The following is a 12,940-nucleotide window of genomic DNA, read 5'->3' as shown; positions in this document are numbered from 1 at the left end:
GATGCCTAGCCGGGCGCGGCGGCGCTGGCCACCCGATTTCCGTGAATGGCGGCTCTGCCTATTTCGGCCGCGACACGATCTCGATCATCTGGCCTTCGTCGCCGTCGGGCGCATGGGCCCTCGCCTTGTCGTAGGCGGTGAGCGCGGCGCGGCTGACGGGCACGCCGGGCAGCAGCGTCTCGGCGAGCCGCACGGCGTAGTCGGCATCCTTGTGGCGCAGCGCCGCCGTGAACGATGCGCCGGAGAAATTGCGGTCGATCATCCGCTTGCTGTGGCGGATGATCTGCGGGCTCGCGATCGCACCGCTCGCCAGCGCCTCGGCCACCAATTGCATGTTGAGGCCGGCCTGCTCGGCGATCGCGACGCCCTCGGCGAGACTTGCGATCTGCACCGCGCCGATCAGATTGTTGATCAGCTTGAACACGGTGCCGGTACCGACCGCGCCGAAATGGCGGATCGTGCTGCCGATCGGCGCGAGGAACGGTTGCGCCCGTTCGAGATCGGCCGGATCAGCCCCCACCAGCAGCGTCAGCTTGCCGGCAGCTGCCGCCTCGGGGAGCCCGGTGACGGGACAATCGATGTAGATCAGGCCGCGGCTGTTGAGCTCCCGCGCCATGTCCAGCGTATGCCGGTACGAGACCGTCGAGCACTCGATCGCGAGCGTGCCGGCCTTCATGGTGGCGGCGGCGCCGTCTTTGGTCAGCCAGACCGCGCGCGATGCCTCGTCGTCGGCGACCATGGTCACGACGGCATCGGCATCGATCGCGGCATCCTCCGGCGAGGTCGCCCAGACGGCGCCGCGCGCGATCAGATCCTCGGCCTTGGCCTTGCTCCGGTTCCACACCGCAACGGTGAAACCGGCATCGAGATAACGGCCGGCCATGCCGTGGCCCATGCGTCCCAATCCGATGAAAGCGACGCGCGTCATGGGCTAATCCACATCCTCGACGGAGCCGGGCCCGGTGCCGAACGCACGCTGCGCCAGGGTCGCCGCCATGAATTCATCGAGATCGCCGTCGAGCACCCCCGACGTATCGGAGGTCTGCACGCCGGTGCGCAGATCCTTCACCATCTGGTAGGGCTGCAAGACGTAGGAGCGGATCTGGTGACCCCAGCCAATGTCGGTCTTGGCGGCCTGATCGGCAGCGGCCTGTTCCTCGCGCTTCTTCAGCTCGATCTCGTAGAGCCGCGCGCGCAGCATGTCCCAGGCCTGTGCCCGGTTCTTGTGCTGGGAGCGTCCGGCCTGGCAGACCACCGCGATGCCGGTCGGAATGTGCGTCAGGCGCACCGCCGACTCGGTCTTGTTGACGTGCTGACCGCCGGCGCCGCCCGACCGCATCGTGTCGGTGCGGACATCGGACTCCTTGATCTCGATCTTGATCGAGTCGTCGATGACAGGGAAAATCTGCACCGACGAAAACGACGTGTGCCGCCGCGCGTTGGAATCGAACGGCGAGATGCGCACCAGGCGATGCACGCCGGCCTCCGTCTTCAGCCAGCCATAGGCATTGTGGCCGGAGATCTGGATGGTGGCCGATTTGATGCCGGCCTCTTCACCCTGCTGCTCCTCGAGGAACTCGATCTTGAAGCCGTGCTTCTCCGCCCAGCGCGTGTACATGCGCAGCAGCATCTGCGCCCAGTCCTGGCTCTCGGTGCCGCCGGCGCCGGCATGGACTTCGAGATAGGAATCGAACTTGTCGGCCTCGCCCGAGAGCAGCGCTTCCAGCTCGCGCCGGGCGACCTCCTTCTTGAGGTCCTTCAGTGCCTTCTCGGCCTCGGCGACCACGGCCGCGTCGTTCTCGGCTTCGCCGAGCTCGATCATGCCGATATTGTCTTCGAGCTCGCGCTCGACCTTGCCGATGCCCGACAGCGCGTCCTCCAGCGAGGTGCGCTCCTGCATCAGCCGTTGGGCCTTCTGCGGATCGTTCCAGAGATTGGGGTCTTCAGCGAGCTTGTTCAGCTCAGCGAGGCGTGCCGTCGATTGTTCGACGTCAAAGATGCCTCCTCAGCAGCCCGACTGACTGCTTGATCTCTTCAACAAGGCGTTCGATTTCCGCGCGCATGGTCTTTCAGGTGTTGGTGAAAAAGCTTGCCGGGGATGTAACGACCGGCGCGGCAAAGCGCAATCGGCTTGGCCACGCTATCCCGGCGATTCGGCCGAAACGACCGCTAATACAGCCCCCCGGTTCCCGGCCGCATGAAGAAGCCGCCGTCGGGCTGTCCGCCACTCTGCGACGGCTGCGGACCAGGTGCTGGGCCGCGGCCGTCGGCATCGGCGACACCGATGACCGAGTAGTTGTCCGGCGGCGCGGTGCCCGGCTTGAAGGCTTCGAGGATGGTGTTGCCGCCATCGCCCGGGCCGGCGCGCATGCCGGTCTTGGCGTCGACGCGGATCAGCTTGATGCCGGCCGGCACCTTGAACGGGGTCGGTGGCTTGTCGGCGAGCGCAAGCTTGAGGAAGTCGCGGGCGATGGGAGCTGCCACATGACCGCCAGTGGCGGTGCGGCCGAGATTGCGCGGCTTGTCGTAACCCATGTAAACGCCGACCGCGAGATCCGGCGAGAAGCCGACGAACCAGACATCCTTCTCATCATTCGTGGTGCCGGTCTTGCCGGCGATCGGCTTGCCGACCTCCTTGACGACGGTCGCGGTGCCGCGCTGGACCACGCCTTCCATCATCTCGGTGATCTGGTAGGCGGTCATCGGATCGAGCACCTGCTCGCGGCGGTCGACGAGCTGCGGTTCCGGCTGGCTCTTCCAGCCGCCCGGCGCGTCGCAGCCGCGGCATTCGCGGCTGTCGTGCTTGAAGATGGTGTGGCCGTAGCGATCCTGGATGCGATCGATCAGCGTCGGCTTCACGCGACGGCCGCCATTGGCGAACATCGAATACGCCGTGACCATACGCATCACCGTCGTTTCGCCGGCACCCAGCGCATACGACAGATAGTTCGGCAGTTCGTCATAGACGCCGAAGCGTTTGGCGTACTCGCCGACCAGCGGCATGCCGATGTCCTGCGCAAGCCGCACCGTCACGGTGTTGAGCGAGCGCTGCAGCGCGTTGCGCAGCGTGGTCGGGCCGTAATACTTGCCGGACGAATAGTTTTCCGGACGCCACACGCCGGCGCCCTGCCCCTGATCGATCTCGATCGGCGCATCGATCACCGTGGTCGACGGCGTGTAGCCATTGTCCAGCGCCGACGAATACACGATCGGCTTGAACGACGATCCGGGCTGCCGGTAGGCCTGCGTCGCGCGGTTGAACTGGCTCTGGTCGAACGAGAAGCCGCCGACCATCGCGAGCACGCGGCCGGTCCACGGATCCATCGCCACCATGGCGCCGGACACTTCAGGCAATTGCCGCAGGCGATACTGGCCCTCGACCGCACTGCCGTCCTTGGTCACCAGCGGGTCGGCATAGATCACGTCGCCCGGCTGCAGCACCTGCGAAACCGCCGTCGGCGCCTTGCCCTTGCTCTTGGCCCAGCGCACGCCGTCCATCGTGATGATGCCGGTCTGCCGTTCCTTGCTGACCGCGCCGCCGAGCTCGCGGCCCGGCTGGAAGCCGATCCGCGCCGACTGATCACTGGTCTCCAGCACGACTGCCATCCGCCACGGCGAGATGTCGGAGAGCGATTTGACATCGGCCAGCTTGACGCCCCAGTCGCCGGAGACGTCGAGCTTGTGCACCGCCCCGCGCCAGCCCTGCGCTTCATCGTAATTGACGAGGCCCGCGACCATGGTCTTGCGCGCCATCACCTGGATCTTGGGATCCAGCGTGGTGCGGACCGACAGGCCGCCCTCATAGAGCTTCTTTTCGCCGTAGCGCTCGAAGATGTCGCGGCGGACTTCCTCGGCGAAATATTCGCCGGCGAAGATGTGCGCGCCGTTCGAGCGACTGGTGACGTTGAGCGGGTCCTTGCGCGCCTTGTCGGCGTCGGCCTGCTTGATCCAGCCGTTCTCCAGCAGGCGATCGATCACATAGTTGCGCCGCTCGATCGCACGGTCACGGTTGCGCACCGGATGCAGCGCGGCCGGCGCCTTCGGCAGCGAGGCCAGATAGGACGCTTCCGCGATCGTCAGCTCGTTGACCGACTTGTCGAAGTAGACCAGCGACGCCGCCGCGATGCCGTAGGCGCCGAGCCCGAGATAGATTTCGTTCAGGTAGAGCTCGAGGATGCGATCCTTGGAATAGGCGCGCTCGATGCGCATCGCCAGCAAGGCTTCCTTGATCTTGCGCGCGAACGAGACCTCGTTGGTCAGCAGGAAGTTCTTCGCGACCTGCTGGGTGATGGTCGAGGCGCCCTGTGGGCGACGGTTGGAGCCGTAGTTCTGCGCATAGACGATCGCAGCGCGCGCCATGCCCTGATAGTCGATGCCGCCATGCTCGTAGAAGTTCTTGTCTTCGGCGGCGAGGAACGCGTTGATCACGAGCTTCGGCACCGCCTGGATCGGCAGATACAGCCGGCGCTCCTTGGAGTATTCGCCGAGCAGCGCGCCGTCGGCGGCGTGCACGCGGGTCATCACCGGCGGCTCGTAGTCCTGGAGCTGCGAATAGTCGGGCAGATCCTTGGAGAAATGCCAGATGGCGCCGGCGACGGCGGCGACACCGACCAGGAACACGACGGTTCCGGCGGCGAACAAGAAACCCATGAACCGCACGAGCAGGCGCATTATCGACGTTCCGTTCCTACCCTCCGGCGCTCAATCGTCAGAAGCGCCTGTCCAAAAGTGCGAAGCCTCACATAACGGAGGCCTTTACATCGAGGCCTTTGCATTGAGACCCTTACTTCAAAGCCTTGGCCCAGCGAGCCGCCTTGCGCACGCGAATAAACAAAAGCCGCCGGACAATATGGTCGATTCTGCGGACCTGCGGTCCCTTGTCTATAGCGTCGCCGCTGTGGCCAAACTAGGGCTTCCGGGCCACGGCCCGGGCTTTTCAGACGGCCAATTTCACTTTGCCGGTCCGGCGGTTGCCAGCCGTTTGGCGAAGAACGTGTCGATCGCCTGGACCATCGATCCGACGGCCTTGTTGCGCCAGTTCTCGGAGACCAGATGCTCGAGGTCGCCCTTGTTGGAGACATAGCCTATCTCGACCAGAACCGACGGCACGTCGGGCGCCTTCAGCACCCGGAAGCCGGCCGATTTCAGCGGATGCTTGTGCATCCGCACCGTGGACTTCATCTCGTCCATCAGCAGGCGGGCGAAGCGGTTGGAGAAGGTCTTGGTCTCGCGTTGCGCGAGGTCGATCAGGATGTCGGCGACCTCGGTCGGCTCGTCGGTCAGGTTCACGCCGGCGATCGCGTCGGCCTTGTTTTCCGCTTCCGCCAGCCGTTCGGCCTCGGCGTCGGAAGCCTTGTCCGACACGGTGTAGATCGTGGCGCCCTGGGCGTCGCCCTCGCGGCGCGGCAAGGCATCGGCATGGATCGAGACAAACAGTGCCGCGGATTGCGAGCGGGCGATCTTCACCCGGTCGTTGAGCGGGATGAAGGTGTCGTCAGACCGGGTCATGACCACGCGATATTTGCCCGACTTCTCGATCCGATCGCGCAAAGCGAGGCCAAAGCCCAGCACCAGGCTCTTCTCGGTCTGGTCGCCGGACTGGGTGCCGTTGTCGATGCCGCCGTGCCCCGGATCGATCACGATCAGCGGACGCGAGTCGGTGGTCGCAACCGGCGGCAATGCCGCCGTGGTGACGGCGGGGATGCTTGCCGTGTTGCCTTCGGAGATCGCGGGCTTCAATTCGGGCCGGCTCTCCGGCGCGAGCGACTGCACGAAGCTGGTGCGATCAACCTGCTCAAAGTCGAGCACCAGCCGCGGCGGCTGGCCATTGGCCGCATCGAGCACATAGGAATTGGCGATCTTCACCGGGCCGGTCATGTCGAACACGATCCGCGAGCCGCCCGGCATCACGAGGCCATAGCGGAACGCCTTCACCAATCCCCGCGCCGCCGCGCCGGTGCCGGCAGCGAGCTGGAAACTGACCTGCGGGATATCGACCACGACACGGTAGGGGTCGGCCAACGGGAAAGCCCGAAACTCGATCTTGCGGTCGAGATCGAGGATGAATCGGGTCTGCTTGTCGTCGCCGGCGAGCCTGGCGCCGGATGCGACCGGGAAATTCGGAGCGTTAGCGGCAGAAGCAGTGGCGGCCGGCTGGCTGTCCTTTGGTCCCTCGGCCGCGCTCGGGGCGCTGGCCACGGCAAGTGCCAATGCTGCAGCGCACAACAGCCCGCATCCCAAGAAAACAAGGTGTTTTGCGCGGTTCTCCACCCGATTCGGAGCCTCCCAGCTGCTTCTTACCGCATTAGAACCGCACGGTTAATCGCAGGCTAATGACGCGCCGGTGAAAAGAACCGAGTGTTGCGGCGGCGTGACGCTTCCCTTGCACGCGACGGGCAATCCACGTATGTACGGAGTTGCTGACGGCTAGTACTCCCGGTTGTGTCACGTTCAGCCTCTTGGTGCAGCGGTGGAACCTTCCAAGTCGAAGATCCCGCCGTGTTTTTCCGGTCCCTCCCCAGCCAGCGCCGCGCGCGGCTGACACGGAGAGGCGGATTCAAGCCCGAGCGGCGTCCGGTCCCAGACACACTCCCTCGCCAGAGGGACGGTTTGAGACACGGCGTAACCGATTATCCGGCCCCTTGGGGCCTCGATATGCGATGGCCGGCAGGCGCTTCGGCGCCAGACGGGGCCTTCAGCAAAAGATACGGCGGTCAATTTCGCCGCCAACATGTTTAGACGGGCCGACGCTTAATGCGCCAGACTGCATTGCCGACCAGGATCCCCCCAATGATCGCGCTGACGCGAGGTGAAAACTTCGCCCGTCGCATCGTCCCGGTGGGTTCCCGTCCGGCGCTGCGCCGCGAGACGCGTTTTGGCCTTCCCCTCACCCCCGAATCAGGTGGACCGTCGCGTCACCGGGCGGCGCAGTTTGCGCGCGCCTTGATCCGCGCCCGCCGCCGTCAAGAGCCCCAAAATGCCCAACAAGATGTTGATCGATGCCACCCACCCGGAAGAGACCCGGGTCGTTGTGGTCCGCGGCAATCGCGTCGAAGAGTTTGATTTCGAGACCGCCCAGCGCAAACAACTGCGCGGCAACATTTACCTCGCCAAGGTCACGCGCGTAGAGCCGTCGCTGCAGGCTGCCTTCATCGAGTATGGCGGCAACCGACACGGCTTCCTGGCCTTCAGCGAAATCCATCCCGACTACTACCAGATCCCGGTCGCCGACCGTCAGGCGCTGATCGAAGCCGACGAGCGCGCCCATCGCGAGGCCGAGGAAGAGCACGAGAACCGCGGCCATCGCCGCCGGTCGCGCCATCGCAATGCCCGCCGCCGCGGCCATGGTGACCGTGTCCAGAGCGAGGTGATCGAGGGTGCGGGCGACGCGCAGGCGCAGCCGGCAGCCGAGGCTCACGAACATTCCGTCGATAGCGGGCATCATGAACATGATGCCGGGCATCACGAGCACGGCGTGGTCGCCCATGAGGGTCACGAGCATGATGCGCATGATCATGCGCATCACGACGACCATCACCACGATCATGAGCATGAGCATCACCATGACCATGGTCACGACGATCATGGCCACGATGATCACGATCATCACCATGACCATGATCATGCGCACGATCACGACCACGCCCCCGTAACGAGCCAGGCGCCGGCCGCCGACGCGCCGTCCGATCCCGTTGTCGCGGTGGTCGAGGCCTCCGTTGCGTCAGCCGCGCCGGAATTCGTCGAGACCGCCGAGGTCAATCATGAGCCCGAGCGGGCCCGTGAGGAACAGGTCGCGGAAAACGCCGCGCATGCCGACGACGCACCGCATGGGGCTGCCGATGAAGTCCACGCCGCGGCCGATGAGCACGGCGTCGCCGACTACGCAACGCCTGCGGACGGAGCTGCGGCCGAGGCCCGTCATGGCGACGATGCCGGCGAAGACGATGACGAGGATGACGGCGAGGAAGGCGAGGAAGAGGATGTCGTCGAGTCCGTCGGCGGCGACGATGTGCTCGAGGAGGTTCCGGAGCGCGCGTTCCGCCCGCGTCGCCAGTACAAGATCCAGGAAGTGATCAAGCGCCGGCAGGTGATGCTGGTGCAGGTCGTCAAGGAAGAGCGCGGCAACAAGGGCGCCGCGCTGACCACCTATCTGTCGCTCGCCGGCCGCTACGCCGTGCTGATGCCCAACACCGCGCGTGGCGGCGGCATCAGCCGCAAGATCACCTCGGCTCAGGATCGCTCGCGGCTGAAGGAAGTGGTGCAGGACCTCGACGTGCCCGAGGGCATGGGGATCATCCTGCGCACCGCAGGCGCCTCCCGCAGCAAGCCGGAAATCAAGCGCGACTTCGAGTACCTGATCCGGATGTGGGAAACGGTGCGCGACCTGACCTTGAAGTCGCAGGCGCCGACCCTGGTCTACGAGGAAGGTTCGCTGATCAAGCGCTCGCTGCGCGACCTCTACAACAAGGAGATCGACGAGATCCAGGTGGCGGGCGAAGCCGGCTACCGCGAAGCGCGCGACTTCATGAAGATGCTGATGCCGGCCAACGTGCGCGCGGTGAAGCAATATCGCGACGGCCAGCCGCTGTTCTCGCGCATGGGCGTCGAAAGCCAGCTCGACGCGATGTTCTCGCCGACCGTGCAGTTGCGCTCCGGCGGCTACATCGTGATCAACCAGACCGAGGCGCTGGTCTCGATCGACGTCAACTCCGGCCGCGCCACGCGCGAGCACCATATCGAGGACACCGCGCTCAAGACCAATCTGGAAGCCGCGGAAGAAGTCGCGCGTCAATTGCGTCTGCGCGATCTCGCGGGCCTGATCGTCATCGACTTCATCGACATGGACGAGAAGCGCAACAACCGCGCGGTCGAGCGCAAGCTGTCCGACTGTTTGCGCCAGGACCGTGCCCGGATCCAGGTCGGCCGCATCTCGCATTTCGGCCTCCTGGAAATGTCGCGCCAGCGCATCCGCGCCAGCGTGCTGGAGAGCTCGACCGAGCCCTGCCCGCAATGCGGCGGCAGCGGTCACGTCCGTTCGGTCTCGTCGGTCGCGTTGCAGCTGCTGCGCGGCATCGAGGAGATCCTGATGAAGGGCGCGACCCACAATCTGGTGGTCCGCACCCGCACCGACGTCGCGCTCTACGTGCTCAATCACAAGCGCGGCCATCTGCGCGACCTCGAGGACTCCTTCCGCGTCTCGCTGTCGATCGTCGCCGACGCCACGGTGCACGGCCAGCAATCCTACATCATCGATCGCGGCGAGCAGGTGCATACGCTCGAAGCCGCCAAGGCGCTGCTTGCTGCACAAGCTGCCGCTGCGCCGGCGCAGGCCGATGAGCCGGATGACGAGGAAGAACTGTTCGAATACGAGGCCGAGATCGAGACCGACGAGACCGAAGGCCTCGTCGACGACCGGGCGGCCGGCGAGGAATCGGGCGCCGCTGAGGGCGACAGCGACGGCCAGCGCCGCAAGCGCCGCCGCCGGCGTCGCGGCCGTGGTGGCGCCAACGAGCCGCGTGACGGCGCTCCGCAGCCGCGCGAGGACGGCGATCTGATGCATGTCATGCCCGATGGCACCGAGGCGGTTGCCGCCACGGATGCCGAAGGCGACGAGGATGAAGGCGGCGAAGCGCAGGGCGCGGCCGGCGACGACCAGGCCGGCAACGGCGATCGGCGTCCGCGACGCCGCGGACGTCGTGGCGGCCGCCGGCGGCGCGGCACTGGCGGACCGGAAGACGGTCTCGCCGGATCGATCTCCGATGAGTTGAGCCCCGCGGCCGCCCCCGAGGCCACCGATGCGGTCGCCGATTTCGACAGCCACGATGCGGAGCCGGCCCCCTCGCTCGCGCAGCCCGAGCTGTTTGCCCCGCCGACGGAATGGCAGCCGATCGAGGCCGCACCGGTTGAGGCGATTGCAGCACCCGAGCCCGAGCCTGTCGTGGCGCCTGCCGCCGAGGACACGGCGGACGCCGACCGCGCCCAGCGGCGGCGCTCGACGGTGCGTGAAAAGGTCAGCTTCGCGTCAAGCCCGCAGCCCGAGGCCGCGGCGCCGGCTCAGAGCCCGGCGGAGGAACCTGCCCCTGAACCCGCGGCCGCTGCCCCGCAGTCCGCACCGGACGCTGCCACGGCCGAGGCTCCGGCCCGCAAGGGCTGGTGGTCGCGCCGTTTCGGCGGCGGCAACTAGCACCACCTGAAAGTCAAAACGCCCGGTTCACGCCGGGCGTTTTTATTGGACAGGCCATCCGTTCGTCAGACGCCGGCGTGACGGAGCCGGACGGAGACGGATCCCGATGCAAAGCGCGATCGTTCTTGGCGGCGGCATGGTGGGCGTCAGCACGGCGCTACACCTGCAACGCCGCGGCTGGTCGGTGACGCTCGTCGATCGCAAGGAACCGGGCCGCGAGACCAGCTACGGCAATGCCGGCATCATCCAGAGCGAGGCGGTGCGGCCGTATCCGATGCCGCGCGATCCGGCCACGCTTGCCAGGATCGCGATGGGACGCACCAACGACGTGCGCTACCGTCTGGCCTCGTTGCCCCGGCACGCCGGTCCGCTGCTGCGCTATTGGTGGAACTCGACGCCCGAGCGGCACCGCGAAGCCACCATCGCCTGGGCGCGCCTGATCGCCTACGCCACGGCAGAGCATGACACGCTGATCCGCGATGCGCATGCCGATAATCTGATCCGCCGCGCCGGCTATCGCCTGCTGCATCGCGACCCGGCGGCACTGGAGCAGGCGATCGCGGTCGCCGAAGAGAACCAGCGTGACTTCGGCGTGCAGTTTCGCGTGCTTGACGGCAGCGAGCTCGCCAAGGCCGAGCCCTTGCTGCGCGACGACTTGCCCGGCGCCATTCACTGGCTTGGGCCGTGGACCGTGTCGGACCCCGGCGGCCTCGTCTCGGCCTATGCCGGATTGTTCGAGCGTCTCGGTGGCACGCTGCTGCGCGGCGACGCGCAGACGCTGACCGAGACCACAGCCGGCTGGTCGGTCGACACGACCGGCGGCCGGATCGATGCCGCCCACGTCGTGGTCACGCTCGGGCCGTGGTCACCGCAATTGCTGCGCAAGTTCGGCTACCGGATCCCGCTGGTGCGCAAGCGCGGCTACCATATGCATTACCAGGGCGGCCGCTCGCTCGACCTGCCGCTGGTCGACACCGCGAATGGCTATGCTATGGCGCCGATGGCCAAGGGGATCCGCATCACGACCGGCGCGGAGCTGACCAGCCCCGATGCGCCGGCGACGCCGATCCAGCTTGGCCATGCCGAAGCGGCCGCACGCGAGCTGATCGAGATCGGCAGCCGTGTCGAGCCCGAGCCCTGGTTCGGCACCCGCCCCTGCACCACCGACATGCTGCCGATACTCGGGCCGGCGCCGCGCCATCGCGGGCTGTGGGTGAATTTCGGTCACGGCCATCAGGGCTTTACGCTCGGCCCGGCGACGGCGCGGGTGCTGGCCGAAACGATGAACGGCGAGGCATCCTCCGTGGACACCTCGCCGTATCGGCTGGATCGGTTCTGACGTCGAAAGAAGATCAATCCGTCGTCAGCGCGGTCTCCAGGTCGGTCGGGTCGATCTGCCGGGCGAGATTGGCATTGAGCTTGTCGCGATCGAGCTCGCCCTCCCACCAGGCGACGATCACGCAAGCGACGCCGTTACCGCACAGATTGGTCAGCGCGCGGCACTCGCTCATGAACTTGTCGATGCCGAGTACGATCGCCATGCCCGGCACCAGCCGCGGATCGACCACGGCAAGCGTTGCCGCCAGCGTGATGAAGCCCGCGCCGGTGATCCCGGAGGCGCCCTTCGAGGTCAGCATCGCCACCACCAGGATCGTGAGCTGCTGGCTGAACGAGAGGTCGTAGCCCAGCGCCTGCGCGATGAACAACGTCGCCAGCGTCATGTAGATGTTGGTGCCGTCGAGGTTGAACGAATAACCCGTGGGCACCACGAGGCCGACCACCGACTTCGAGCAGCCGAGACGCTCGAGCTTCTCCATCAACGACGGCAGCGCGCTCTCGGAGGACGAGGTGCCGAGCACGATCAGGAGCTCGTCCTTGATGTAGGCCAGGAACCTGAAGATCGAGAACCCGGCGATCCGCGCGATGATGCCGAGCACCACGAGGACGAACAGGGCTGCGGTCAGATAGAAGGTCGCGATCAGCCCCATCAGGTTGAGGATGGCGCCGGTGCCGAACTTGCCGATGGTGAAGGCCATCGCGCCGAACGCACCGATCGGCGCCGCCCGCATCACGATCGAGATCACGCCGAACACCGCATGCGCGGCGTCGTCGATGAACGAGCGGATGGTGTGGCCGCGCTCGCCGAGGCCCATGATCGCAAAGCCGAACAGCACCGAGAACAGCAGCACCTGCAGGATCTCGCCCTGCGCGAAGGCGCCGACCACGGTGTCCGGAATGATGTGCAGCACGAAGTCGACGCTCTTCTGCGCTTCCGCCTGCTTGGCATAGCCGGCAACCGCCTGGGCGCTCGCCGCCGCGCCACCGAAGCCCGCACCCGGCTTCACGATATTGCCGACGAGCAAGCCGATCACCAGCGCGAAAGTCGAGACGACCTCGAAATAGACCAGCGCCTTGACGCCGATGCGGCCGACCTTCTTGGCGTCCTGGATATGGGCAATGCCCGAGACCACCGTGCAGAAGATGATCGGCGCGATCACCATCTTGATCAGCTTGATGAAGCCGTCGCCGAGCGCCTTGATCCACTCGTTGGTGGCAATGCCGGGCCACAACCAGCCAACCAGCGCGCCGAGCACGATCGCGATCAGAACCTGGACATAGAGAATCTTGTACCACGGCTTGCCACCGGCAGACGCCGGTGAAGCCGTGGCAACGGTTGCCGTTGCCATGTGTCACTCCCCCTCAGAAATGGCGGAAATAGCCAAGATCAACTTGGCCGTTCGAGTCAAACTGGAACTG

At 66.1% G+C, this 12,940-nt stretch carries 8 protein-coding genes; 2 read left to right on the top strand and 6 right to left on the bottom strand.

The genetic code is table 11. The annotated features are described in order from the left end of the window. Positions 1-58: 58 nt before the first annotated feature. The 5 genes from ACE103_RS19680 to ACE103_RS19660 form a co-directional block, all read right to left on the bottom strand. The gene (locus ACE103_RS19680; protein WP_375780776.1) at positions 59-928 is read right to left on the bottom strand and encodes an NAD(P)-dependent oxidoreductase; all 870 of its coding nucleotides are present in this window, start codon (positions 926-928) and stop codon (positions 59-61) included. 3 nt (positions 929-931) lie between these two features. Then, positions 932-2,063 (bottom strand): peptide chain release factor 2 gene (gene prfB, locus ACE103_RS19675; RefSeq protein ID WP_097675329.1). Its coding sequence is split into 2 segments (ribosomal slippage): positions 932-1,993 and positions 1,995-2,063, totalling 1,131 coding nucleotides; the frame shifts between segments, so codons are not numbered across the junction. Between the two features lie 106 nt (positions 2,064-2,169). Next, a complete protein-coding gene (locus tag ACE103_RS19670; RefSeq protein ID WP_223967878.1) occupies positions 2,170-4,671 on the bottom strand; it encodes a penicillin-binding protein 1A in 2,502 nt (833 codons plus the stop codon). 279 nt (positions 4,672-4,950) lie between these two features. Next, positions 4,951-6,270 carry an N-acetylmuramoyl-L-alanine amidase gene (locus tag ACE103_RS19665; RefSeq protein WP_375780775.1) on the bottom strand — a complete coding sequence of 440 codons (1,320 nt, stop codon included), beginning with the start codon at positions 6,268-6,270 and terminating at the stop codon, positions 4,951-4,953. Positions 6,271-6,886: 616 nt separating this feature from the next. After that, the gene (locus ACE103_RS19660) at positions 6,887-7,636 is read right to left on the bottom strand and encodes a hypothetical protein (RefSeq protein WP_375780774.1); all 750 of its coding nucleotides are present in this window, start codon (positions 7,634-7,636) and stop codon (positions 6,887-6,889) included. Between the two features lie 63 nt (positions 7,637-7,699). Between ACE103_RS19660 and ACE103_RS19655 the strand changes: the two genes are divergently transcribed. Together ACE103_RS19655 and ACE103_RS19650 are read left to right on the top strand one after the other, a co-directional pair. Then, positions 7,700-10,183 carry an Rne/Rng family ribonuclease gene (locus ACE103_RS19655; protein ID WP_375780773.1) on the top strand — a complete coding sequence of 828 codons (2,484 nt, stop codon included), beginning with the start codon at positions 7,700-7,702 and terminating at the stop codon, positions 10,181-10,183. A 106-nt stretch (positions 10,184-10,289) separates the two neighbouring features. Continuing rightward, a complete protein-coding gene (locus ACE103_RS19650) occupies positions 10,290-11,522 on the top strand; it encodes an NAD(P)/FAD-dependent oxidoreductase (protein WP_375780772.1) in 1,233 nt (410 codons plus the stop codon). 13 nt (positions 11,523-11,535) lie between these two features. Here ACE103_RS19650 and ACE103_RS19645 read toward each other — a convergent pair whose 3' ends face one another. Beyond that, on the bottom strand, positions 11,536-12,870 hold the full coding sequence (locus tag ACE103_RS19645) for a dicarboxylate/amino acid:cation symporter (RefSeq protein WP_223967882.1): 1,335 nt from the start codon (positions 12,868-12,870) through the stop codon (positions 11,536-11,538). Positions 12,871-12,940: the final 70 nt, after the last annotated feature.

It is taken from the genome of Bradyrhizobium sp. ma5, from assembly GCF_042258955.1.
Lineage (GTDB): Bacteria > Pseudomonadota > Alphaproteobacteria > Rhizobiales > Xanthobacteraceae > Bradyrhizobium.
This window is presented reverse-complemented; position numbering and strand designations above follow the sequence as displayed.